A 26,351-nucleotide genomic window follows, 5' to 3' on the forward strand; every position below is an offset into this window, starting at 1 on the left:
CCTTAAACTTCTAGTAACACATCCTCTCTCTGAGGAATTTAACTCATTTTCTGAGTTTCAAGCGGCAAAGATACACTAATATTTGTTATTCCCTCAAAAGAGAGCATCTTTTTAAATTTTGACTTGTCATTCCTGCGAAGGCAGGAATCTCGTAAATGGAAGTTCTAATGATGATTTTATGTACTTGAATAATACTCTTGTGCTATTGTGTTTATCGCATGGGTGAGCCGCAATATAGAGATAAATAAAATCAGATTTTAAAGCAAGGGTTCTTTAGGCAAACCGATAGCACATTACTAAGTTTACTTCCTTAAATTCCTAATCCGTTCCAATAAAGTAGGATGCGAATAATGCATAAATACATAAGCGGGATGCGGTGTTAAATTGCTCAAACTATTTTTGGAAAGTTTCTTAAGCGATGTAATTAAAGGTTCGCCTTTGTATGTGCTTTTGGCATAGTCATCTGCTTGGTATTCAAATTTTCTGGAAAATACATTCATGATTAAACCAGTAATTTCAGAAATAGGTGAGTATAATAATCCAAAAGCAATGAGCCCGATGTGGAAACTAGGTATTTCTACGCCTAAAGCATTTGATAATAAAGGATTTGAAATGAAAAGGGACAGAATAAAAAGTGTTAATCCTGTTAATAAAATGGAAGCAAACAAATTAAAAATAATATGTTTCTTTTTATAATGGCCAACTTCGTGTGCCAGTACAGCTACTATTTCTTCCTCGTCTAGATCATTAATTAAAGTGTCGTAGAGTGTCACACGTTTTTCATTACCAAACCCAGAAAAATAAGCATTGGCTTTGGTGCTACGTTTAGAGCCATCTATCACGAATATTTTATCAAGCTTAAAACCAACGGTTTGTGCGTATTCAGAAATTTTATCCCGTAAGCTTCCACCTTCCAAGGGCGTTTGTTTATTAAACAAAGGCACGATAAGTTTTGAGTAAAACATATTCATAAACAAAGTAAACACTGCAACCAAACCCCAGGCATACAGCCAAAAATGACTTCCGGTAACTTGATAGAACCAAATAATAAGCGCCAAAATACCGCCACCAACAATGATCATCATTAACCAACCTTTAATTTTATCCAGAATGAATGTTTTGATGGTTGTTTTGTTAAACCCGAATTTTTCTTCAATGACAAAGGTGCTGTAATAAGAGAATGGCGTAGAGACAAGATCGCTACCAACCATAATAATACCAAAGAAAATAAGTGCAATAATAATGGGATGGTCGCTGTAGCTCCTTGCTATATTGTCTACAAACTCAAAACCATCCAAAAGTAAAAAAACTAATGTTAAAAGAAGGGAGAATGTTGAAGTCAAAACCCCAAATTTATAATTAGTTGCTTTGTAGTTTTGTGATTTTTTATATTCGGTATCATCATAAACATCCTGTAAATCTTCGGGAAGCGCATCGTTATAATGCTTTGCGTTTAAAGCATCTAGGATTTTATCGACTAAGAAGTTGATAATCAATATAGCGATGATGATGTAAAATAAAGTTGTTGATGTCATATAATTATATTATTGTCATTGCGAGGCGCTTATTTGAGCAACGTGGCAACCTGTTTATTGATAACTTTTTTTAAAGATTGCCGAACGCCATGCATTACGTTCGCAAATAGCGTTTTATAAAAAACCTCGTTGTCTTTTGGCCTCAAAAATAAGAATTCCAGCGGCAACGGACACATTCATAGAGTCTATTTCACCTTGCATGGGGATAATAATGTTTTGAGTCGAACTTTTAAGCCATTCATTACTCAGTCCAGTTGCTTCGGTACCGACAATAATAGCTGTAGATTTGTTAAAATCTTGTGTGTCGTAATTTACAGATGCTTGCAAGGCGGCACAGTAGATATTGATGTTCTTTTCTTTTAAAAAATCAATAATTTCGGACGTGCTACCCGTAGCCATTTGATTAGTAAACACACAACCCACACTAGAACGAATAATATTGGGGTTGTAAAAATCTGTTTTTGGGTTTGCAATAATAACGGCATCTACATGAGCAGCATCGGCAGTTCTTAAAATAGCACCAATATTACCGGGCTTTTCTGGAGCCTCCGCAACTAAAACCAGAGGGTGTTTTGTTTTGAATTTTAAATTAGTTATGTCGTGATTTTTGCTTTTTGCAACGGCTAAAATACCTTCGGTTGTCTCACGATAGGCCAGTTTTTGGTATACCTCTTTTGATACTTCAATTCGGTTTATTTGTTGATTTGTTAATTCGTTTAGCTGTTCTACAGAAAATAAATCCGGATAAAATATAATGGTTTCTACTTCATAATCGCCTTTTAGGGCTAATGAGATTTCCCGGACGCCTTCAATTAAAAACAAGCCTGTTTTTCTACGTTCACGTGACTTATCCTTTAAATGGGTAAGTTGTTTTATGTATGAGTTTTGAATACTTGTTATTTCCTTCATAAAAATAAAAACAAAAGTAATTGTTTTTGTGTAATTTATATTGAATAACTTCGTCAAAGCAATAAAATCAGAAAAACTTAAATGAAAAATATACTTTTTTTAGCAACTATCATTTTACTTGTTTCCTGTAAGAACAAAGCAAAAGAAGCTGTAAGCTATTCCAAAGAAAACATAAATGTTACTACAAGTGCCTACCCAGAAAAAATATCAAGAGTATTTAAAGCGCATGGCGGTATAGATGCGTGGAACACTATGCAATCTTTAACGTTTACGATGGTAAAGCCAAACGGAGAGGAAGTGACAACAACCGATTTAAAAAGTAGAAAGTCACTTATTGAAATGCCAAAGCATACTATAGGTTTTAATGGTAAGGATATTTGGTTACATGCTAAGGATACAACGGCCTATAAAGGCAATGCCAAGTTTTACTATAATTTAATGTTCTACTTTTACGCGATGCCTTTTGTATTGGCAGATGATGGTATTATTTATAAAGAAGCAGAACCTTTGGAATTTGAAGGCAAATCATATCCCGGTATTAAGATTTCTTATGAAAGTGGGGTAGGGGAATCTCCAGAAGATGAGTATGTTTTGTACTATGATCCTGAAACCAATCAAATGGCATGGTTAAGTTATACGGTGACTTATTTTTCAAAAGAAAAAAGTAAAAAGTTTAAATTTATAAAATATAGCGATTGGCAAACCGTGGAAGGTCTGTTGTTACCTAAAACTTTAACTTGGTATCATTACGAAAATAATTTACCAACCACAAGGCATGATGATGATGTGACATTTATGAATATCAAGCTCTCAAGAGAGAAACCTGCCCCTATTTTATTTGAAATGCCAGAAGGTGCCAAAATAATTGAATAGCGTAAGCATAATGTTTATTGTAAAATAAAAAGAGGGTGTCTAAAAAGTCTTTGATTTCCCTTGTCTGGTTGAGTACTTCGATAAACTCAGCACAGGCTCTGTCGAAACCTATTATTGATTATCAGTGATTTAAAACATTTCGACTTTAGTTTATGCTGAGCGCCCGCCTGCCGGACGAGCAGGGAGCCGAAGTACTCAATGTGACATTACCTTTACTTTTTAGACACCCTCTTTGTTATTATGGGTGCTTATATTTTTCAGAATACCGTTTCCAGAGCTCAGTTTGGTGGGTTTCTAAACTTATTTCCCGTCCATCTATAAAGGCATGGGTTAGTTTATTGGTTCGCATATCCATGGCATCACCTTCGCTAATAAACAGCGTAGCACTCTTGCCCTTTTCTAAACTACCATATAAATGATCTATTCCTAAGATTTTAGCAGGGTTTAGGGTGATTAATTGCAGGGCTTGTTCTTTTGTTAAACCATGAGTGACAGTAGTTCCGGCATAAAAAGGAAGATTTCTGGTGTTCATACGTTCCATTTGTCCACTGGTTTCTAAGGCAACCAATACGTCTTGATCTACTAATAGCTTTGCCGTTTTGTAGGGCAAATCGTAATCGTCGTCCTCGTTGTTTGGTGTAGAATGTACGCGTTGTAATATGACGGGAACCTCATTTTTGTTTAATAGATCTGCGACTTTGTATGCTTCGCGACCGCCAACAACAATCATATTTTTTATATTGTTTTGCTCAGCAAAATTCATGGCATCTATGATCCCTTTTTCGTCATTAACATGTATGTATAATTTTTTTGCCCCATCAAAAATACCTTGCACCGCTTCAAATGGTAAATGTATTTTAGTCTTATTGCCACTATTATAAGCTTTACATTCATTAAAATAATCTTTTAATTGGCGTATCTGTTTGTTGTAATTTTTATTAGGCTGCAAACCAGCTTCACCTAGCCAATGGTTCCCTCTGGAAAAACTACCAGGCCAGTTTAAGTGTAGGCCTTCATCTGTTTTTATAACAGCATCTTCCCAGTTCCACGCATCAAATTGTACGACAGATGAAGTCCCGGAAAGGCGTCCGCCTCTTGGAGTTATTTGGCCTAACAGGACACCATTTGGCCGCATGGTTTCAATAACCTTCGATTCAGCATTGTAGGCAATTAAACTTCTTATGTGTGGATTTAACGATCCCATTTCGGCATTATCATCCGAAGCTTTTACGGCATCGATTTCTATTAAGCCCAAAGTTGAATTGGGAACTATAAAACCTGGATAGATATGCTTTCCCTTGGCATTAATGGTTTCAATGGCATTCAGATCTATTATGGATTTCTCAGCATCACCAATTAAATCTATTTTTCCGTTTTTAATAACTATAATGCTATTTTTAATTATAGTGCCATTACCAATATGGGCCGTAGCACCAATAATAGCAATATCGTTAGTTTGCTTTGGCGCGGGTGTTTGTTGTGCCGTAATAATAGAGGCACATAACATGATAATTAGTAAGAACGCTGTTTTTAAATTTTTCATCTGTATTATTTTTTTCGCCACAAATACACGAATATTTATTTTTAAACTATCTAGAATTAAGACTCTCAACTGAACACTGAACACTGTTCACTGAATACTGCCCACTGAATACTGAACACTAAAGATGCTCATTATCAATAGAATCGCAGTGTAAATATTCTTTTTCTTTCTTTTTTATAGGCTGCGTTTTTAAGCCTTTGTTTTTGGCTTGCATCATCATATTGATAAGTTCACTTTTCTCTTCTTTTATTCTAGCACGTATTTTTTTATCCGTTTCTAAATCGAAATAGGTAACACCTTCAATAATCGTTTTTTCTGCTTTGGCATAAACAGAAAGTGGATGATCGGTCCATAAGACAACATCGGCATCCTTGCCAACCTTAATACTGCCAACCCTATGATCGATATGTAACAATTTTGCAGGGTTAAGGGTTACGAACTTTAAAGCATCTTCTTCACTAACGTTTCCATATTTAACAGACTTGGCAGCTTCTTGATTTAGTCTACGGGACATTTCGGCATCGTCACTATTAATGGCTACCGTAACGCCTTCGTTATGCATAATAGAAGCATTGTATGGAATGGCATCGTTCACTTCGTATTTATAGGCCCACCAATCGCTAAATGTAGAACCACCAACACCATGCATTTTCATTTTATCGGCAACCTTATAACCTTCAAGAATATGAGTAAATGTATTGATGTTGAAGTTGAAATTTTCGGCAACTTTCATAAGCATATTAATCTCACTTTGAACATAAGAATGACAAGAGATAAAACGCTCTTTATTTAAAATTTCCGCTAAAGTTTCTAATTCAATATCTCTACGGTATGGTTTTCCGCTTTTCTTTAGGGCATCATATGCTTTTGCCCGAGTAAAATAATCGATATAAACCTGTTCTACGCCCATTCGTGTTTGTGGAAAGCGAACTCCGTTGTTATAACGTGATTGTTTAACATTTTCACCCAAGGCAAACTTTATAAATTTAGGACTGTTATTGTAAATAAGGTTGTTTGCAGATGCTCCCCATTTTAATTTAATAATAGCGGAACGTCCACCAATAGGGTTTGCCGATCCATGCAGAATTTGAATGGATGTGACACCTCCCGCCAAATTCCTGTAAATGCTAATATCCGTTTCGTTAATCACATCCTCTATGGTCACTTCGGCAGAGGAATTTTGCCCCCCTTCATTAATTGAAGCAGCTGCAATGTGTGAATGTTCATCGATAATGCCTGCGGTTAAGTGCTTACCTTTGGCATCAATTAGTTTGGCATTTTTACTTGAAAGGTTTTCCCCGATTTTAGAAATTTTCCCATCTTTTATTAATACATCGGTGTTTTTTAAGATCCCTTCTTTTTCGTTGGTCCAAACTGTGGCGTTCTTAAATAAAAGCGTTTCGGTTTTTGGCAATTCTGTAAAGCCATAACCATTATTGGGAAAGGTTACAGGAAACATTTTTGTTACTTTTATGTCCGCTTCCTTCTCATCTTTTGGAGCTTCATCATGATCTTCTTTAGAATATGTTGCCGAAAATGGAAGCGCGGTTCCATCAGATATAATCGCTTTTCCCTTAAGATCTTTATTAGGGGTTACATGAGCGGTAATTCTAATAAATTCCTGTTTTGTTGAGTCTTTTGTTTTTAACGATATATGTACCCAATCCTTATTATACGATATTTTGGACCCGTAAGTATCCGTATTTGTTTTAATTTCCGATTTTAATTTTGATAGTTCCCCTTTTAAAGACATTTGATAGGAGGTTCCTGCTAAAGAAAAATGGTAATCACCTCTAATATCTATAGTGTTCATATCTTTAATGATATTCTGTCGACCTTGAACCCAGTTTTCAAAAAGTATGGTTTTTTTATTAAAAATATCTCCAGAAGTAATTAAAAAATTAGCGTAAGCACCATTTTCAAGAGAGCCAATAACATGAGATTTTCCCAATAGTTGAGCAGGAATGGTTGTTAATGCTTCTAATGCTTTTTCTTTAGATAAACCATGCTTAATAGCATTTAGCAAATTGGTTTTAAAATCTGCTGGAGATTTTAAACCATGCATCGTCAGTGTAAAAGGGATGCCATGTTCGGCTAGTAACTTTGGATTTGAAGGTTTTTGGTTCCATGCCCTCATATCATGTAATGAAAGCGATGACACCAAAAATGTGTTCTCAACATCGTAGGCCTTGGGGAAATTAATGGGGATAATTAGTGGGGCATTCGTAGCCTTTATGTCAGCGATACGTTCATATTCATCACCACCTCCAAGAATAACATATTGAATACCGTTTTCATCACCTATTTTATCGACCCTTAAAACATTGGCTCTACTTCCTGCTTCTATAATCTGAACAAGGTTTTTGTTGTTATTTAATGCTTCAAGCGATAAGTCTTTTGTTTTGCTATAACCTTTTGCGTACCAATCTGCATCTAAATACATTTGACGAAGTAAAGCCAAAGACCCCATTAGGGAATTTGGATAAGATTGTCTGGAGGTCACACTTTTTTTACTAGATAAATATTGACCGGATTTTTCGGCAATGACCCTGGTTTCGTTACCACTGTGATTATTTAAGGCCACCAAAGTACCACTCCCTCTAACTATACCATCATGAATATGTGTATTTACAACACCAAAACCAGCTTTAATAAGTTCGTCTGCTTTTTTAGAATCATAATTAAACTTGCTTATAGCTTTGTTTTCGGGCATAATATGGTCGTTCCAATAATAGCCTGTTCTGCTTGCTTCGTATTGCGGTGTTTGGCTTCTGGGCGCTGATTGCGGTTTTTTAATTCCAAAATCTGAATATATATCAATAAAAGAAGGATAGATGCTTTTTCCCGAAGCATCCATAGTATTTGTGTTTTTTGGGAGGACTACAGAAACTCCTGTGCTTACAACTTTACCATCTTTTATTAACAAGGTGCCATTTTCAATAACTTGCGTAGGCGTAATAAAAATTTTAGCATTGGTTATGGCCGTATAATTTGTATTATCTGTACTTACACCACTATTTTTCGGAAAATAATCTTGTGCGTAAAAAGATATGCTGCACAAAAAAGTGAGTATGGCGAGATATATTTTATTCATTTAGAGCAGTTAATTAAGAAATTAGAGGGCTAAAGATATAAATATTGTAGGCAGATGTTATTTATTAAGAATTTTTTAACACAGTAAAAAGGCGTTAATTTTAATTGGTAAATGGTTTGGCCTCAAAATAGTTGACCAATAGGGCGACTACGTAACTATAACTTTCCATACCTTTATTTTGTTTGTTGGCCTTTAAAAAGTTACCGTAGAATAATTTGAATAAAGGCTCGGTAGGGTTTTCATGTGCTTCCCAGAATTCACGGACTTCTTTATAGTTTTTTAAGATACCTTTGTTAACATCTGCAACCATATCTTCAAATAAACAGGGGTCACGTCTGTAAATCTCATTCAGGCAAAAGCGTAAACCAAAGGTGTAACCTGTGTACCTAAAATAGATATCATCATGGTTTATGGCGGCCATGCATCCAATAAAGTTGGCCTCATTTTCGGCCGCGTAACCCAATTGATGGGCAATTTCGTGAGAAGCCGTTGTAGGTACTTTATAAATAGGAATTAATCCATCTACCTGAGCTTCGTTGGTAAAGGGGTTTAAATAGCCGCTAAACCCCATATAGGTTAAAGGATAGCTATATAATGATTTTTTTATACTTTTTGGATGGTATTCTAAATGAGGGAATACCTGTTTTAGATTTTCATAACCCATAGGAGCCATTTTTAGCACCTCACTTTTACTATATGGTAAATGGGCTTTAATGGTATCATTGTTAGCGACTTTTAAATGAAGGGCGTTCGATTTTTTAATCAACCTTTCGGTCACCGAAATTAGTTGTTCCGTAGTATAATCATTAGCTATATTTAAGCTTTTGTGCAATGGCAACCGGTAATAGTTAAACCCCCAAAATAGATGAAATGCAAAGTACATGATCGCAAATGCAGAAAGCACATCAATAAACCATTGCTTTGTGTTTTTTCTCAGTTTTTTTCTGTTTTTATAAAACCACCGAATTATATAAATGATAAAAAGCGTGTAAACTAAATCTCCAAACGAAAAGGGTAACCAGCCTAAGGTATATCTGAAGATTTTTGAAATAAAAGGGTACATGCCATGACTATAAAACCGTTCTATAAACTCAGGATGGTCAGATAGCACTGCAATTAATAAATATTGTGGAATGAGCGACAAAGCCAATAAGGTTTTTTTCTTTTTCAGCATGGATCAAAAATAATAAAAATTAACACCGAATGGTAGTTGTTTATTATCAAGTTAAAGGATAAAACCCTGTAATTTATTTCAGTTACTTTTTCAGTCTTCCGTCTTCCGTCTTCCGTCTTCCGTCTTCTGACTTCCAACTTCCGTTTTCCGTCTTCCAACTTCCAACTTCCAGCCAATGTTCATTCAAACTGTAAATATTTAATACAGAAGATAATTAGTCTGTTTTTTCAGGAAAAATGATGTTCCAATTAGAAGTGGTGGTTAATGTCAAATCAATTTTGCTACCTTTGCACAACTTTATAAATAATGCTATGAGTACAGAAATAAGACAACTTCAACCACAACAGCTTTGGAATAGATTTGCAGATTTAAACGCTGTACCTAGAGGATCAAAAAAAGAAGAACGCGTGATTGCGTTCATGAAGGATTTTGGTGAAAATCTAGGTTTAGAAACCATGGAGGATGAAGTTGGAAATGTTATTATAAAGAAACCTGCGACTCCAGGAATGGAAAATAGAACGACTATAGTCATGCAATCACATTTGGACATGGTACACCAGAAAAATGGTCATACCAATTTTGATTTTGATACTCAAGGGATCGATATGTATGTAGACGGTGACTGGGTACGTGCAAAAGGGACCACTTTAGGAGCAGACAATGGTCTAGGAGTCGCTACTATTATGGCTATTTTAGAAAGTACGGAGATTGAGCATCCAGCTATCGAAGCTTTGTTTACTATTGATGAAGAAACTGGTATGACGGGAGCCATGGGCTTAAAAGGCGGGTTGCTTTCTGGTGGTATTCTTTTAAACTTAGATACTGAGGAAGACGATGAAATTGGCGTAGGTTGTGCGGGAGGTGTGGATGTTACAGCAACGAGAACTTACAACGAAGAAGAAACACCAGAGTTTAAAATAGGCTATAAGATTACTGTTAAAGGGTTACAAGGTGGGCATTCAGGGATGCAAATTCATGAAGGTTTAGGGAATGCCAATAAACTTATGAACCGTGTGTTGTTCGATGGTTTTGAAAACTTCGGGTTACGAATTTCTGAAATTGATGGCGGTAGCTTGCGTAATGCTATTCCCCGTGAGAGCCATGCCATTGTTGCTATTGATGCACTACATGAAGATGCTTTTTTATTAGAAATCGCTTTGGTTTCTAATATGATTAAAAAGGAACTTAAAACGATGGAACCGGATTTAGAAATTATAATTTCTAAGACGGAAACACCAAAAAGGATTATGGATTTAGGCGTTCAAGAAGGGTTGACCAGAGCTTTATACGCAGCTCATAATGGTGTGTACAGAATGAGTGCCGATATTCCAGAATTAGTTGAAACGTCAAATAATATCGCTAAGGTTGTGGTTAAAGATGGAAATATCCATATAGGTTGCTTAACGCGTTCATCTGTTGAAAGCTCTAAAATGGATCTAACAAATACTTTGCGTGCCACATTTGAGCTAACAGGTTGTGAAGTCGAGCTTTCTGGAGATTATCCAGGATGGACACCAAATATGGATTCTGCTATTTTAAAAGTAGTGGAAAAATTATATGAAGATTTAAACGGGGAAAAGCCCCATGTAGCTGCATGCCATGCAGGATTAGAATGTGGTATTCTAGGAACAAACTATCCAGATATGGATATGATCAGCTTTGGACCAAATATAAAAGGTGCACACTCGCCGGATGAACGTGCTCAAATTTCTTCAGTACAAAAATACTGGAGGCTTGTATTGGAGATTTTGAAGCATATTCCGGTCAAATAATGGAATTATCCTCACTTTTTATCCAATAAGTTCTTTATGTAAACTTTTTTTGCAAATGATTCTATTGAAAAGAATTAATTAATCACCTGAAAACAGTTATTTGCCATGTCGACACCTGCCTGGCCGGCAGGTAGGGAGAGAAGGATAAGCGACGAGGCATCTCAATATGATGAGATTCCCTGCCTTTGCCGGCTCCTTGCTATAGGATACGGAATGACAAGGTTTCTTTGTTAAAATATTTTAAATACCTGATTACCAATTTGTAATATATCGAACAGACGTTAACTTAATGACATTGGGTTTGCACTGGGGGTTAATACCTTTTATTCAAGGCAATTAACAATAAGTTGTTGGTAAATTGTTAATTAATTAATGAATTTTATTAAATTTGGTAACGCTATTTGTTGAATAGCTTCTAGACGTAGTATTAATTTTGTTCTTATTTGAATATGATGACTAGCATAAACGACAAAGAATTCATTAGTTTATTAAATGAAGGGGACGTTGCTGCTTTTGAAATCTTGTTCAAATTATATCGTTCAAAACTATTATACATTGCCTCCCAATATATTTCGAGCAGAGAAGATGCCGAGGAAATAATACAGAACGTATTCCTTAAAGTATGGACAAAAAAAAATATTCAATCGAATATTAATGGCTACCTATATAGAGTTACACGAAATGCATGTTTGGATTACTTAAGATCTAAAAAACAGCTATTAAATATTGAAAATAATTTATCGCAATTAGAAGCTTCCATAAATTATGACGCATTTTCTGATGATGCCGCTTCTTTGGTTATTGAAAAAGAATTATACCAGGCTGTTTTAAAATCCATAGACCTGCTTCCACCAAAATGTAAGGATGTTTTTGTGAAAAGCCGTATTGAGGGACTAAACCATAAAGAGATTTCCGAAAAAATGGATATTTCCAAAAAAACGATCGAAACACATATTACAAAGGCTCTTAAGCATCTGCGTGTATCCCTTCGCGAATTCCTTTCTCTTTTATAAACTCTTTTTGATTCAAAAGAATTCCTTGGCTCCGCTGCCTTTAGAGAATAGCTGTTTCAAGAAATTTTTTATTAAAATCACTTTTTAGCTAAGGGGTGTTCCTAATTAAATACGTCATATATATAACAGGTTAATTTATAATGAATAAAAAACAACTATTAAAATACCTTAAGAACGATTTGGATTCTGTCGAAAAAAGAAAAACGATAGAATGGGTAAGAAAAAGCCCCGAAAATCAAAAAATGTATAATGCCTTAAAGGCCGAATACATTGCTTCTACCTTTCAGGATGTTCCCAATGTTAATAGCGATTTCTTTTTTGAAAGATTTAAAAACAGCATTAAAAAGAGAAGATTAGATAAATTTTCTTACATTGCTGTTTCAATAATTATCATAGCCATATTTATATTTAATTACAAAGGTATGGATAGTTTGAATAATATACTTTCCCAAGAATCTACTCAAATTGGTCAACCTGCTTCAAATGATCATTTTAGTTTTATTACCGCTAGGGGAGACAAAAAAGAAGTATATCTTCCAGACGGTTCTAAAATAGTATTAAATGCAGATAGTGAGTTAACTTACCCCAAGGAGTTTAATGATAGTATTAGGGAAGTAACACTTGTTGGAGAAGCTTTTTTCGATATTAAAAGAGATGAAAACAAGCCTTTTATCGTTAACACAAATAGTATTAAAATTCGAGTTTTAGGAACATCGTTTAATGTGAAGTCCTATGCTAAAGATACAAAAGTTGAGACTACCTTGGTTACAGGAAAAGTAGAATTAATAAAAGATGAAGAAACCCCTATTGTTTTAGCGCCTTCTCAAAAGGCTGTCTTCCATAAAAAAGAAAATAAGTTAGAAATTGAAGAAGTGAAATCACTGGATGTGGTGGCATGGAAAGATGGAACGCTAATATTTAACAAAACACCCTTACGTGAAGTTGTCATTGATTTGGAAAGAAAATATAATATAGAAATTAATATTAATTCACTAAAACTATTAAACTATGAGTATACAGGCACATTTGACAATTTAAGTATTCATGAGGTACTTAAGCTATTAAGCATTTCTTCTCCAATTAAGTACACCATTGAAGGCGATCATATAACTCTGGAGCAATAATAAACATATAAGAGGTAGCTGTAAATACCCTCTTTTCGATTAAAATTATAACTCTAAAAATAATGAATAACTATTTAAACTATACCGACTATGATAAAAAACGACCCTTGATTTTTCCCAAAAAGGCAATTTAAGGTAGTAATGGGTCACTAAAACCATTATTTCTTTTCCTTGTTGGCTTTTTTAATTCTTTTAAAATAAATCACTCTGAAATAATAAACGAGAAAAGAGAATGCTGTAACATCCTCTTTTCGATTAAAATTATTACTTCAGAAAGTAATAACTATTTAAACTATGCAAAATTATGAAAAAAAATGACACTAAATTTTTGTCAAAAAAAATTCTTTCACGAATTATGAAAATTTATACCCTCTTACTTTTTGTTACCATGGCTAAGCTATTTGCGGTTGATGCCAACGGGCAAAATGTAACTATTAATGTCAATAATAAAGAACTTAGAACTGTTTTTAATAAAATAGAGAAGATCACTAAATTTAATTTCTTCTATAACAACAGTTTGGTCGACGTTACCAAGAAGGTCTCTTTAAAGGCTAAAAATCAAGATTTAAATCAGGTTCTTGCCAGTTTATTTGAGAGCACGGATATAGATTATAGATTTCTAAAAAATCAAATCATACTATTTCCTAAGAATGACAAATCTGTTATTAAGGTCATTGAGGGTTTAATTAATAATGAGAATTTAGATAAGGAAATAGCAACCATTATTACAGATGTTCTTCAGAATGAAATAAAAGGAAAAGTAGTAGATGCAAAAGGCGTTCCACTAGTTGGTGTAAATATTATTATTCAAGGAACTTCCACAGGGGCACAGTCAAATTTTGATGGTGAGTATCGTATTCAAGCTAATAATGGTGCCGCTTTAGTGTTTTCTTATATAGGTTTTAAAACACAAACTATTACTGTTGGTGATTCTAATACTATTAATGTGACTATGGAAGAGGATGCCAGTCAATTGGACGAGATTGTTGTAACAGCCTTAGGTATTAAAAAAACAAGAAAGTCTTTAACTTATGCTGCTCAGGATATTGATGCAGATGAATTAAACAAGGCAAAACAGACGAACCCAATTAATAGTTTATCTGGTAAGGTTTCTGGTGTATCTATAACCAGAAGTGCTTCTGGTGTTGGAGGGTCTGTTAAAGTAACTTTAAGAGGTAATTCATCTATAGGAAATAACCAGCCCTTATATGTGGTAGATGGCATCCCGTTATCTAATCCGTCTGGAGGAGGACCACCGAGCCGTGATGGAAACAATAATGGAGGAAACAGTGGACAGCCTGGTGATACTTTTGGAGATCTTAGTGGAGGAAATAGAGATGGTGGAGATGCTTTGGCATTAATAAACCCTGACGATATTGAGTCCTTAACTGTATTAAAAGGAGCATCTGCCTCTGCATTATATGGTAGTGCAGGTTTAAATGGCGTTATTTTAATAACAACTAAAAAAGGACGCGCAGGAAGCTTTAAGGTTGATTTCTCTTCAAACCTAACGGTAGATAGTGCGGCTTATTCTATGGATTTTAATGGTGAGGCACAAGGTAACATTGATGATTTTTTAGAAACGGGTGTTACAAACATTAACTCGTTGTCTGTTTCAGGTGGTACCGAAAAAGCACAAACCTATTTTTCTTATAGTAATACATTTGCCAGTGGGGTGTTGCCAACAAATAGGTTAAAACAACATACCTTTAATGTAAGGGAAACTGCAAAGCTCTTTGATGACAGGTTAAATGTTAGTGCCAGTGTGATGGCATCGTCCCAAAATGTAAAGAACAAACCGGTTTCTGGATTGTATTTTAATCCGTTGGTGGGAGCTTATGCTTTTGAATCGGATACTGAAAAGCTGTCCGATTATGCTAATTTTGAAACATTTGATGAATCAAGGTTTATAATGGCCCAAAGATGGTTTAGAGGAACGTCGGATATTGAGCAAAACCCATATTGGATCATCAATAGAAATGTTTCAGAGGATCGTAACAATAAATTAGTGGCATCCTTAAGTTTGGACTTTAAGATCAATGATTGGTTGTCGATTCAAACCAGGGGAACTTATGATAAATCCCTATTGGAATATGAAAAGAAAATATATGCTACTACCGAGGCTACTTTGGCACCGCTAAACGGAAGGTATATCGTATTTGAAAATGATTTCACACAATATTATGGTGATGTTATTGCGAATATTAACACACAGATTGACGAAAGTATTTCGATCACTGCCATTGTAGGGACCAGTACAACACGAAATACTACGGAATCCTTTTTTGCCGATTCTGGAACCAACGGTGGTTTACAGTTCGCAAATGTGTTTTCGTTCCAAAATTTTAACGGTAACCCTTCAGTGAATTTTACGCAAAATTCATTGGAGACGAGGGTTAATTCGGTGTTTTCCAGTGCCACGATCGGGTTTGAAGATAAAATTTTCGTGGACTTGACAGCAAGAAACGACTGGTCCTCTACATTACCAGCATCTAATAATTCATTCTTTTACCCGTCCATTGGGGTTACTGGTATTTTAAGTGAATTATTGGATTTGCCAGTATCCTTTGCAAAAATAAGAGCCTCTTATGCCGAGGTAGGTAATGGTTTTGCACCCGACCGAATAGCGCCCAACAAGACTATTATTTTTGGTGGCGGAGGTGTAAGCCCAACAGATCCTATTAAGCCTTTCCCTGGGTCGACACCAAAACCGGAAAGACAAAAATCTTTTGAGATCGGTACCGAATGGAAATTCAGTAATAACAGATATGGTATAGATTTAGGGTATTATGCAACTAAAACTGTAGACCAGTATTATCCGTTCTCAACATCTGTCTCTATTATTGGAGCACCACAGGCATACCTAAATTCAGGAGAGATTTCAAATAAAGGTTTTGAGGCCTCTGTGTTTGCCATTCCAATCCAAAGGGATAATTTAAGATGGACGACTACAGTGAACTTTGCGGCTAATAAGAATAAGATTGAAAAAATCTATAATGGTCAGGTATTGGAAGGCTTAATCGAACCTGAGTTCTTTACACTTTCAGGTAAAGGCGTCAATACTTTTGGATCGTATTTGGTCGAAGGCGGCTCTTTTGGAGATATCTATGCACAGGTGGTGAGACGAAACGAAAACGGGTTACCTATTATAGAATCTGATGCCGTAGTCATGAACGATGATAATACAGTGGATGGTTTAACCAAGGTGGGGAATGCCAATCCAGATTTTACCTTAGGTTGGAACAACTCTTTCGAGTTTAAAAACTTTACTGTAGATTTCTTGATCGATGGGAAATTTGGCGGTGAAACCATGAGCATGACAGAAGCCATTGTAGAAGGGTTCAGTAATAATTCAGCTAGAGAGACCGCTAATGGTCTGGTAAGTGTTCAGGTAGATGGATCGGAAACCACCATGCCAGCTCAAGAGTATTATGGTAAAGTAGGCGGAAGAAATGGTTTTACAGGTGAGTATATTTATAGTGCTACTAATGTTAGATTGGCAGAATTTGCAATAGGTTATAATTTTAATCTGGCCGAAAATTCATTCTTCTCAAGGGTGAAAGCTTCAGTGGTAGGAAATAATTTGCTTTTCTTCTATAAAGATGCGCCACACGACCCTAATGTATCCCTTAGTACGGGGAATGCATTACAAGGGGTAGATGCATTAGGACTTCCTTCTACAAGAAGCATAGGGCTAAATCTTAATTTAACATTCTAAAAAAAATAAAATAATGAAACATATAAGTAAAATATTAGCGTGTTTGATTGTATTGGGGCTGATTGGTACATCCTGTAGTGATTTAGAACAATTCAATGTAAATGAAAGAAATATAACAGAGGAGCAGTTAATAGTGGATTTTCAACATGTTGGCTCAAAGTATAAGCCTATTTTTGAAAGTATCTACCAATATACGCCAGCCTGGTCTTACCAGTTGCAACAAAATTTAAATGCCGATGTGTACTCAGGGTATTTAACAAACCCAAGGCCTTTTGTTGCCGGAGCTAACAATACGACCTATAGTTTGGTAAGTGGGTGGAATAATTTTATTTGGTCTGTACCTTATTCTAATGTCATGAATAATGTTGATGCCATTAAGGAATTGACGGAAACGGACTTTCCTACATTATATGCGATAGCACTTATTTTAAAAGTAGAAGCGATGCATAGGGTGTCGGATGTTTTTGGACCTATAGTATATACAAACTTTGGGGATTTAGCGAATGCAGGGGTTTATGACTCTCAACAAGAAGCTTATAATGCATTTTTTGCAGATTTGGATACTGCAGTAGCCAACCTGATGGCAGATATAGATAGTCAAAAATTTGCAGCTTTCGATTTGTCGTACGGAGGGAACTATACGAACTGGGTGAAACTAGCAAACTCTTTAAGATTGCGTTTGGCCATGCGTATTTCTAAGGTAGATCCTGCAAAAGCAAAGTCTGAAGGAGAAAAAGCGTTATCCCAGTCTTTAGGACTTATGGAAGCAAATACAGATGGATTTTTTGTGGAAAGTGCATTGGATCATCCACTTTTCACTATAGATAACTCTTGGGGAGATATAAGAATGAATGCCTCTATGGAATCTATCCTATCTGGATATAATGATGCCCGGATTGATGCCTTTTTCCTTGAAAAAAACCCCAATGATAATGTAGCGGTACCGGTGGTTCCGGGCACTTTAAAAGGTGTTCGCGCTGGGTTGCCCTTATTAGCAGGTTATGCCGATGAGCTCGAACAAAAAGCAGACTATATTAATTTTGCTGTAATCAATGACGATATCCACACATCGACCGTTCAATTAATGACCGCTGCCGAAGTTTATTTCTTAAAAGCAGAGGCGTCCCTAAGAGGTTGGAGCGGTGCAGGCGATGCCCAAGCTAATTACGAGACTGGTATTTCCATGTCATTTGCTCAACATGGAGCTGGTGGAGCTGCTGCCTATATTGCGGATAATACTTCCACGCCTTCAGATTATGTAGACCCTGTGAATGCTGCTAATAATATTACTGCAATGACCGATATTACTATAGCCTGGGATGCCGGAGGTACAAATGAAGAAAATTTAGAACGTATTATTACCCAGAAATGGATAGCTATGTTTCCTGAAGGACAAGAAGCTTGGAGCGAATACAGAAGAACAGGATATCCGAAAATTTTCCCTGTGGTTAGTAACCAAAGCGGAGGAAAGATAGATACAGATATTCAAATTAGAAGAATCCCCTTTGTAGATAGCGAACTCTCAACAAATCCAGAAGGCGTTGCCGCAGCCATTAATTTACTAGGGGGTGAAGATAATGGAGGTACCCGCTTATGGTGGGATACCGGTGGACCTAATTTTTGATTCTTTTTAGTTTATTTTTAAGTTAAAAGAGGCTGTTTAAAAAGTATTGGAACTAAATGCTTTTTAAACAGCCTCTTTTTTGATTTTATATAATCCTATAGTTGAATCAAGATAAAAATATCTGAATGTCCGTAATCATACATAATGATTTTTTTGTCATTCAGAACGAAGTGGGTAATCTGTTGGTAATCAATGAGATCCCTCGTTGCCTCGGGATGACAAAATCAATATATTTTAAGATTTATGACATATTACGGACAATCAATAAAAATATCATAAATTTTTAGACCTGTCCGGTTTTTAAAAAGAAAATGTACGGTGTACATTTTTAGGGAACAGGTGAGCTGGCGCGTAGGGAGTTTTTAGTTGCCATCCTTTTTAAGGAACAGGGTCGTAACCAGAACCTCCCCAAGGCGATGGACCGTTAAGAAAATGTACGGTGTACATTTTTAGGGAACAGGCGAGCAGGCGCGTAGGGAGTTTTTAGTTGCCATCCTTTTTAAGGAACAGGATCGTAACCAGAACCTCCCCAAGGATGACAACTAAAAACCCGCCTTATAGCCAGTTTACCACCTTTAAATAGCCCATGTTTTTGCAGTGCTTCTTTAGTGTAGTGAGAGCATGTTGGTTGAAATCTACAGGTTGCAGGTGTTAAAGGAGATATCAATGTTTGATACACTTTTATTAAAAACAAAAACGGTGCAATGAGTATTTTTTTCATCTCTCATTCCCTCGTAGGAGGGAATCTTTTTAATTATGGTTCCAATGTATCATATAAATCACTTCAACCAAACTTAAACAGGTTTCAGGTTAAACGCCGTAAATAGTACTCGAAACATGAGATTCCTGCCATAGTTTATCTTGAGCGAAGACGAAAGGCAGGAATTTAGTTAGTCGTAAACGTCGTCCCGTCTTTACCATCTTTAAGTTGAATACCAACTTCTGCGAGTTCATCCCGGATTTTATCAGATAGGGCAAAGTCTTTATTTGCTCTGGCCTCTTGCCTTAATTTAATCAATATATCTACAGCTCCAGATAATTTATGGGTTCCAGAGTCACTTTTACTAGCATTTTCAAGACCTAAAACATCAAAAACAAAGTGATTAATGGTCGTCTTAAAAGCGTTTAAGTCTTCGGTAGATAACGTTTCAGAACCTTTTTTAATTTGATTAATATGTTTAGCAGCTTCAAATAAATGGGCAATCAAAATAGGTGAGTTGAAATCATCGTTCATGGCATCATAGCATGCCTGTTTCCATGCATTTATATCAATTGTAGAAGCCTCGGAAGGTTTTAAATCATCTAAAAGATCAATAGCATCCATCAATCTATAAAAGCCTTTTTCGCTTGCTAACAAGCCATCATCAGTTAAATCTAAAACACTTCGGTACGACGATTGTGCATTAAAAAAACGAATAACACTAGGGCTATAGGCTTTGCTAAAGAATTTATTGTTTCCAGATAATAACTCATCAGGGTTAACGGTATTTCCTGTGGTTTTGGACATACGTTGTCCGTTAAGTTGCAGCATGTTAGCGTGCATCCAATAATTAACGGGAGATGTCCCTTTAGCAGCTTCGTTTTGAGCAATTTCACATTCGTGGTGCGGGAATTTTAGATCCATACCGCCACCATGAATATCAAATTGTTCTCCCAAATATTTAGTGCTCATGGCTGTACACTCCAAATGCCACCCTGGGAAACCATCGCTCCAAGGGGAAGGCCAACGCATAATGTGCTGTGGCTCCGCTTTTTTCCAAAGTGCAAAATCTTGTGGGTTCTTTTTATCGCTTTGCCCATCAAGTTCGCGTGTGTTATGAATTAAATCTTCAAGTTTACGCTTGCTTAATTTTCCATAATCGTTGGTTTCATTGAATTTATGGACATCAAAATAAACAGAACCATTTACCTCGTATGCAAACCCATTATCGATAATATTCTTTATCAGTTCGATTTGCTCAATAATATGCCCTGTAGCGGTAGGCTCAATACTAGGAGGCAAAAAATTGAATGTATTAAGAATGTTATGAAAATCAACGGTATAACGCTGCACAACTTCCATAGGTTCGATTTGCTCTAAACGCGCTTTTTTAGTGATTTTATCCTCACCTGTATCAGCATCGTTTTCTAAATGACCTGCATCGGTAATATTTCTAACATAACGTACTTTGTATCCCAGATGTTTGAGGTATCTAAACACCATATCAAAAGACATAAAAGTTCTTACATTGCCTAAGTGTACATGACTGTATACGGTTGGCCCACAAACATACATCCCTATATAGCCTTCGTTAATTGGTTTGAATGTTTCTTTTTTACCGGTAAGTGAATTGTATAGTTTTATTTGTTGATGCTTAAAAAGTTGCATGTTATTATATGGTGATTTGGTTATGGTTAAAAATAAATTAAAACTTAGTATCTAATTTTATGTAATCTAAAAATTCTCTACGTGTTGCTTCTTCTTTAAATTTCCCCCCAAATTCCGAAGTTACTGTGCTGCTTTCAATATCCCTAATACCCCTTGAATTTACACATAAGTGTTTGGCATCTATAACGCAAGCCACATCTTGGGTTTTTAAAACCTCTTGAAGTTCTTTAACGACTTGAATGGTAAGGCGCTCCTGGACTTGCGGACGTTTTGCAAAATAGTCTACAATACGATTCATTTTGGACAAGCCAACAACGGTTCCGTTAGAAATATAGGCAATATGCGCTTTTCCAACTATAGGTAGTAAATGATGCTCGCAGGTTGAATAAACGGTAATGTTTTTTTCAACCAGCATTTCCCCATACTTATACTTGTTTTCAAATGTGGAAGCACTTGGTTTTTTCTTTGGGTCTAACCCTCCAAAAATTTCCTTAACAAACATTTTAGCAACACGGTTAGGCGTACCATTTAAGCTATCATCGGTTAAGTCAAGACCTAAAGTTTCCATAATATGTCGCACATCATCTTTAATAATGTCTATTTTTTCTTCATTGGAAAGTTTAAAGGCGTCGTTTCGTAATGGTGTGTTTGAAGAAGTTCCAATATGGTTATCCCCTAAAGATTCGAATTGTTCTATGTTGTTTTCAATTTTCATTAGCTAAAAAAGTGATGTTTTTAGTCTGCAAAGATAAGTAAAACACTTTTGTTATGTTTTGTCTTAACAAATTATTATATATGGGTGTTTGTCTCTCATTAGGCTTATAAACTACATTTAAAATCATTAGTGTCCGACTAAAGACGTAAGACCGCTTCGCTATTAGAACCAAGAACAAAGACTTGATTGTAACTAACAGACAAACAGAGACACCACTATTGTATTACATCCAGAAACCTAACTATTTTTTGATAGTTTTACTGGTATTAAAAGCAAGGTGTCTAATCTGTAATGCTTTTACTTGTACTATTATAGATAGGCTTCAAATAAAAGTCAATAGTTTTAAGCGGTCAACAATAATTAAAATTTAAAAAGCCTGAACTTTTATAGTTCAAGCTTTTTAACAGTATTTTTAATCTAAAGAATTGCTCGAGGATAGTCGGTTTCAAGAAATTTTTTATTCCCTAATCCCTAATCTCTCAAGATTTTCAGAACCCAAGGCCTGTCCTAGAGGTTCAGGTATCTTTTAAATATTGAAACTTAAAGATAGCGTTATATTAGAGTTTGTTCGGTCTATATTAGCAGTATCTATTAATCCAACATTGTATAAAGGTGTTTCCAAAGAACGCTCAGATCGATCGTAAGTAATGTCTAATTTAGTATTTCCAAAATTATAGCCAATTCCTAAAGAGTAGCCATTTAGATCACCCATAGTGAAACCATCTACATAGGGGCTTTCTTCAAAACGGTAACCACCTCTAAAACTAAATTGTTTGTATTTGTACTCGCCACCAAGCCTATAGGTAGCGGCATCGGTTAATATATTGCTCATAATATCGTTCTGATCGGCAAAAAAGGCATCTGAAGTTGGTTTAAACTTCGTTTGGCTATAATCTTTACGGGAATAGTCAAAACTAATGAGCCCTTGGTTTCCAAAAACATATGCCAAGCTTCCTGTTAATTTTGCAGGCGTTTGTAATTTGTATTGCGGATAAACATTAAGGACATTGGGGTTTATAACTTGTGTCACGTTAGAACCTGCATCATCCCTTACGGTGGCTAGGTATTGTGTCGTTTCTTCTTCAATGGTATACCAGGTAGGGGAATCATAAGTAACACCAACTCTAAACTCATTTGATAGTTTTAATATACCTCCCAGTTGAAAAGAGAAACCAGTTCCAGTAGTAGACAAATTATTTTCAAATTCTATGCTATTAACGATGGATCCTGCATTTGAATTATCTTCAAACAACAGACTGGATCTTTGGTAATCAATAAAATGAGAGTTTAGGTTTAATCCTAGATATAAATTGTCTTCGTATTGAGTGGCTATGTTAAATGTTAATTTACCATTATACCCTGTTGCTAAATAAGAATAATCATGGTCGAAATTCCCAGGGCTTACGTTAGAAGAATATATTGTATTGGCATCGTTATTGACATCATCCGGTTCAAGAATAAATGATTCAAAACCTAAAAAAGCCTGTTGGTTCGCAAACCCATAAACGGCTCCAATGTCCTGATAAGCATCGCTTAATGATTCACCTGGCAAAGCAGAAATCTCATCTAATCTTTTGCCGTCAGCAAAATCATAAAAATAACTAGCAATCGAGTTGCTAAAATTGCCATCGTCATTTGTGTTTAAACCACTTGCTCTCCAATTAGAATCGTGATCATTAGTCCTTTCATAGGCAATCCCGATAGTGAATTTTCGCCAAGGGGAACTATTGTTACTAGCAAATACAAAAACGGCACCACCTTGATTGATATCAAAATTGGAATCGTTAGAATGAGTGACACCATTAAAATATCGGGTATTGTTTTCGGTATCTATATTTGATACGGTAAAAGAAGCATGGCTTCTACTAAAAACAGCAGAACCAGCTGGGTTCAAGCTAACAGCACTCATATCGCCTCCCAATGCTCCAAAAGCACCGCTTAATGCTCTAAAGCGCGCTGTTCCTTGTATTTCATCTTGAGAAAACCTTATAGCATCACTAATGTCTTGAGCGTACATTGTGGACATAGATAGGATACCTATGAATAGTAAACATAACTTTTTCATATGATTGTATTTTTTTTTCTTTTTTAAAATTTTAACGACGTCTTCCTCCTGAAGATCCGGAACTTCTGCTTCCTGAGCTACGACTACTAGACGAAGATCTAGAAACATTGCCAGAACTAGATCTGGAACTTCTACTTGGTGTGTAACTTGAACTTCTGGAAGACGAAGATCTTCTAGAAACATTATTGCCAGATGCCCCTCTGCTAGTCGTGGTAGGTCTATAAACAGTACTTGAATTTCTTCTTACTGCTGAAGATGAAGACCTTTTTACTGAATTTGCAGATGGTGTTCTGGAAGCAACTGTTCTTCTTTGAGTATTGGTAGTATATCTACGGGTTCCATTAGAATTGTAGTCTCTTGTATTATTTGACCTTGCTATAGTACCAGTACTGCTTCTTCTTGACGTATTGTATTTTGAAGTGGTCGTACGTCTGTTTAGATTACTTTCTGAGCTACGACGTGTGGTCGAACTCATATTATTTCTATTTAGACCTCTTGAGTTGTTCGCGTAGTAACTACCTCGTCTACTGGCACTGTATGCCATATTTCTTCTGCTGTAATATCTGTTATTTCCATAGTAGCCATAATATCTATAAGGGCGATAGTAGCTATTATATGCCCAATAGCTTCCGTAGAACCCACCTCCATAATAAGGAGAATACCAAAAAGGATCATAATATCCCCAGTAGTTCCATCTATTCCAACCCCAGTTGTTCCATCCCCAGCCAAATCCTGTATTCCAACCCCAGTTGTTCCATCCGTTGTCTACGTAGTTTATGGTAACACTATTGCTGTTTTGTCCCCAACCAGCATAACCTTGATAGTCATTGGCCAAGGTATCATTTTCAACATAGTTGTTTCCTTCATAAGAATCAATATCAGTAAAAATGGCGTCGTCGGAAAACATGTTGTCAGCTTCTATAGCTTTATTTCTAAAATGATTTTGATAGTAATTGCTTTTAGAATTGTTTGGCACTTCAACAACTGTTCTGCCTGGTGAAGGTGTTTCAATAGTTACTTGTCTTTGTGTATTGCCATAAATGCCATCATCATCCACACCAACATATTGATAAGAACCGCATGATGCTAAAACAAATAGTAAACCAAGAATGGCTACAAATGACACTTTTTCTTTTATGTAGTTATTAAATTGCATATCTCTAGAATTTAATTGTTGAACGTAACAAAAATAGTTAGTTTTGCTAAACTATTCTTTTATTTAACAGAGTCACAATATTTGTGCCAAAAAATTGATATGAGCAAAAAACTTACTAGTAGAGCAGAAGATTATTCAAAATGGTATAATGAATTGGTTGTAAAAGCTGATCTGGCTGAAAATTCGGCAGTTAGAGGATGTATGGTCATCAAACCCTATGGTTATGCTATTTGGGAAAAAATGCAAGCAGAGTTAGACAGAATGTTTAAAGAAACAGGGCATCAAAATGCTTATTTCCCATTATTTGTGCCTAAAAGTTTATTTGAAGCAGAAGAAAAAAATGCTGAAGGATTTGCAAAAGAATGTGCGATCGTAACACATTATAGGTTGCAAAATGATCCTGATAAGAAAGGAAAACTACGGGTTGACCCTGAAGCGAAATTAGAAGAAGAGTTGATTGTACGACCAACAAGTGAGGCTATTATATGGAACACCTATAGAGGATGGATTCAATCTTATAGAGATTTACCACTTTTAATAAATCAATGGGCCAATGTTGTGCGTTGGGAAATGCGTACACGTTTATTTTTACGTACAGCAGAGTTTTTATGGCAAGAAGGACACACCGCACATGAAACAAAAAAAGAGGCTTTAACGGAGGCTAAATTAATGAATAATGTATATGCCACATTTGCCGAAAATTTCATGGCTATACCTGTAATACAAGGAGTGAAAACAGAAAGCGAACGTTTTGCTGGAGCAGAAGAAACTTATTGTATTGAAGCTTTAATGCAAGATGGAAAAGCACTTCAGGCCGGGACTTCTCATTTTCTTGGTCAGAATTTCGCAAAAGCTTTTGATGTTAAGTATGCTAATAAAGAAGGGAAGCAAGATTATGTTTGGGCGACATCCTGGGGTGTTTCAACACGATTGATGGGTGCATTAATTATGACGCATAGTGATGATAACGGATTGGTCTTACCACCAAACTTAGCTCCAAATCAAGTTGTTATCGTGCCTATTTATAAGAGTGAAGAAGATTTAAATGCTATCACTGAAGTTGCAAACGGTATTTTAAGCAATTTAAGAGGCAAAAATATATCTGTAAAATTCGATAATAGAACAACTAGAAGACCTGGAGCAAAATTTGCACAACATGAATTACAAGGCGTTCCATTACGTGTTGCTATCGGGCCTAAGGATTTAGAGAACGGCACTGTGGAAATTGCCCGTAGAGATACATTGACAAAACAAATTGTTAATTTAGAAGATTTAACAGAGACCGTTGAGAGCCTATTAGGAGAAATTCAAAAGGCTTTATTTAATAAAGCTTTAGATTTTAGAAACACCCACATTACGGAAGTGGATACTTTTGAGGAGTTTAAAGAGGTTTTAGAAACCAAAACAGGATTTGTTGCTGCACACTGGGATGGCACAAGTGAGACAGAAGAAAAAATAAAAGAACTAACAAAAGCAACTATTCGCTGTATTCCATTAGATATGAAGGCCGTAGAAGGCACCTGTGTGTATTCTGGAAATCCTTCTAAAGGTAGAGTGTTGTTTGCAAAAGCATACTAATACCATTTCTAACTTAAATTCACTCAATAAAACGGCTTTTTTTTTGCCTAATATTTCAAAATGAAATACAACCATAGCCCAGCTCAATGT

17 protein-coding genes are annotated in these 26,351 nt (G+C 35.8%); 7 read left to right on the plus strand and 10 right to left on the minus strand.

Annotation, left to right across the window (positions count from 1 at the left end; translation table 11 throughout):
• Positions 1-302: 302 nt before the first annotated feature.
• Together PQO00_RS02755 and PQO00_RS02760 are read right to left on the minus strand one after the other, a co-directional pair.
• A complete protein-coding gene (locus PQO00_RS02755) occupies positions 303-1,535 on the minus strand; it encodes a M48 family metallopeptidase (RefSeq protein ID WP_274183302.1) in 1,233 nt (410 codons plus the stop codon).
• A 114-nt stretch (positions 1,536-1,649) separates the two neighbouring features.
• Positions 1,650-2,444 carry an RNA methyltransferase gene (locus PQO00_RS02760; protein ID WP_274183303.1) on the minus strand — a complete coding sequence of 265 codons (795 nt, stop codon included), beginning with the start codon at positions 2,442-2,444 and terminating at the stop codon, positions 1,650-1,652.
• Between the two features lie 81 nt (positions 2,445-2,525).
• Here PQO00_RS02760 and PQO00_RS02765 point away from each other — a divergent pair, with 81 nt between their 5' ends.
• Entirely contained in the window at positions 2,526-3,317 is a 792-nt protein-coding gene (locus PQO00_RS02765; RefSeq protein WP_274183304.1) for a DUF6503 family protein, read from the plus strand.
• Positions 3,318-3,555: 238 nt separating this feature from the next.
• Here the strand turns inward: PQO00_RS02765 and PQO00_RS02770 are convergent, their stop codons facing one another.
• From PQO00_RS02770 to PQO00_RS02780, 3 genes are all read right to left on the minus strand, one after another.
• On the minus strand, positions 3,556-4,860 hold the full coding sequence (locus tag PQO00_RS02770) for an amidohydrolase family protein (protein ID WP_274183305.1): 1,305 nt from the start codon (positions 4,858-4,860) through the stop codon (positions 3,556-3,558).
• A 118-nt stretch (positions 4,861-4,978) separates the two neighbouring features.
• The gene (locus tag PQO00_RS02775) at positions 4,979-7,954 is read right to left on the minus strand and encodes an amidohydrolase family protein (RefSeq protein ID WP_274183306.1); all 2,976 of its coding nucleotides are present in this window, start codon (positions 7,952-7,954) and stop codon (positions 4,979-4,981) included.
• A 100-nt stretch (positions 7,955-8,054) separates the two neighbouring features.
• Positions 8,055-9,128 carry a DUF3810 domain-containing protein gene (locus PQO00_RS02780; RefSeq protein WP_274183307.1) on the minus strand — a complete coding sequence of 358 codons (1,074 nt, stop codon included), beginning with the start codon at positions 9,126-9,128 and terminating at the stop codon, positions 8,055-8,057.
• Positions 9,129-9,439: 311 nt separating this feature from the next.
• Here PQO00_RS02780 and PQO00_RS02785 point away from each other — a divergent pair, with 311 nt between their 5' ends.
• The 5 genes from PQO00_RS02785 to PQO00_RS02805 all read left to right on the plus strand — a co-directional run bounded on the left by PQO00_RS02785 (position 9,440) and on the right by PQO00_RS02805 (position 18,379).
• A complete protein-coding gene (locus tag PQO00_RS02785) occupies positions 9,440-10,900 on the plus strand; it encodes an aminoacyl-histidine dipeptidase (RefSeq protein WP_274183308.1) in 1,461 nt (486 codons plus the stop codon).
• 449 nt (positions 10,901-11,349) lie between these two features.
• The gene (locus PQO00_RS02790; RefSeq protein ID WP_274183309.1) at positions 11,350-11,913 is read left to right on the plus strand and encodes an RNA polymerase sigma-70 factor; all 564 of its coding nucleotides are present in this window, start codon (positions 11,350-11,352) and stop codon (positions 11,911-11,913) included.
• A gap of 140 nt (positions 11,914-12,053) precedes the next feature.
• Positions 12,054-13,037: a FecR family protein gene (locus tag PQO00_RS02795; RefSeq protein ID WP_274183310.1), complete on the plus strand. Its 984-nt coding sequence runs from the start codon at positions 12,054-12,056 to the stop codon at positions 13,035-13,037.
• Positions 13,038-13,392: 355 nt separating this feature from the next.
• Positions 13,393-16,755 carry a SusC/RagA family TonB-linked outer membrane protein gene (locus tag PQO00_RS02800; RefSeq protein WP_274183311.1) on the plus strand — a complete coding sequence of 1,121 codons (3,363 nt, stop codon included), beginning with the start codon at positions 13,393-13,395 and terminating at the stop codon, positions 16,753-16,755.
• A gap of 13 nt (positions 16,756-16,768) precedes the next feature.
• Positions 16,769-18,379, plus strand: coding sequence for a RagB/SusD family nutrient uptake outer membrane protein (locus tag PQO00_RS02805; protein WP_274183312.1), 1,611 nt, complete (start codon positions 16,769-16,771; stop codon positions 18,377-18,379).
• Between the two features lie 499 nt (positions 18,380-18,878).
• Here PQO00_RS02805 and yidD read toward each other — a convergent pair whose 3' ends face one another.
• The 5 genes from yidD to PQO00_RS02830 form a co-directional block, all read right to left on the minus strand.
• Positions 18,879-19,100: a membrane protein insertion efficiency factor YidD gene (gene yidD, locus PQO00_RS02810; RefSeq protein WP_274183313.1), complete on the minus strand. Its 222-nt coding sequence runs from the start codon at positions 19,098-19,100 to the stop codon at positions 18,879-18,881.
• 165 nt (positions 19,101-19,265) lie between these two features.
• The gene (gene cysS, locus PQO00_RS02815) at positions 19,266-20,747 is read right to left on the minus strand and encodes a cysteine--tRNA ligase (RefSeq protein WP_274183314.1); all 1,482 of its coding nucleotides are present in this window, start codon (positions 20,745-20,747) and stop codon (positions 19,266-19,268) included.
• A 37-nt stretch (positions 20,748-20,784) separates the two neighbouring features.
• Positions 20,785-21,462 carry a GTP cyclohydrolase I FolE gene (gene folE / locus PQO00_RS02820; protein ID WP_274183315.1) on the minus strand — a complete coding sequence of 226 codons (678 nt, stop codon included), beginning with the start codon at positions 21,460-21,462 and terminating at the stop codon, positions 20,785-20,787.
• 526 nt (positions 21,463-21,988) lie between these two features.
• Positions 21,989-23,527, minus strand: a complete 1,539-nt coding sequence (locus PQO00_RS02825) for an OmpP1/FadL family transporter (RefSeq protein ID WP_274183316.1) — start codon at positions 23,525-23,527, stop codon at positions 21,989-21,991.
• 31 nt (positions 23,528-23,558) lie between these two features.
• Positions 23,559-24,683 carry a hypothetical protein gene (locus tag PQO00_RS02830; protein WP_274183317.1) on the minus strand — a complete coding sequence of 375 codons (1,125 nt, stop codon included), beginning with the start codon at positions 24,681-24,683 and terminating at the stop codon, positions 23,559-23,561.
• A 99-nt stretch (positions 24,684-24,782) separates the two neighbouring features.
• On the opposite strand from PQO00_RS02830, the gene proS reads away from it, so the two are divergent.
• A complete protein-coding gene (proS, locus tag PQO00_RS02835; RefSeq protein WP_274183318.1) occupies positions 24,783-26,261 on the plus strand; it encodes a proline--tRNA ligase in 1,479 nt (492 codons plus the stop codon).
• Positions 26,262-26,351: the final 90 nt, after the last annotated feature.

Origin of the sequence: Flavivirga sp. 57AJ16 (genome assembly GCF_028736925.1) — a bacterium.
Taxonomy (GTDB): domain Bacteria; phylum Bacteroidota; class Bacteroidia; order Flavobacteriales; family Flavobacteriaceae; genus Flavivirga.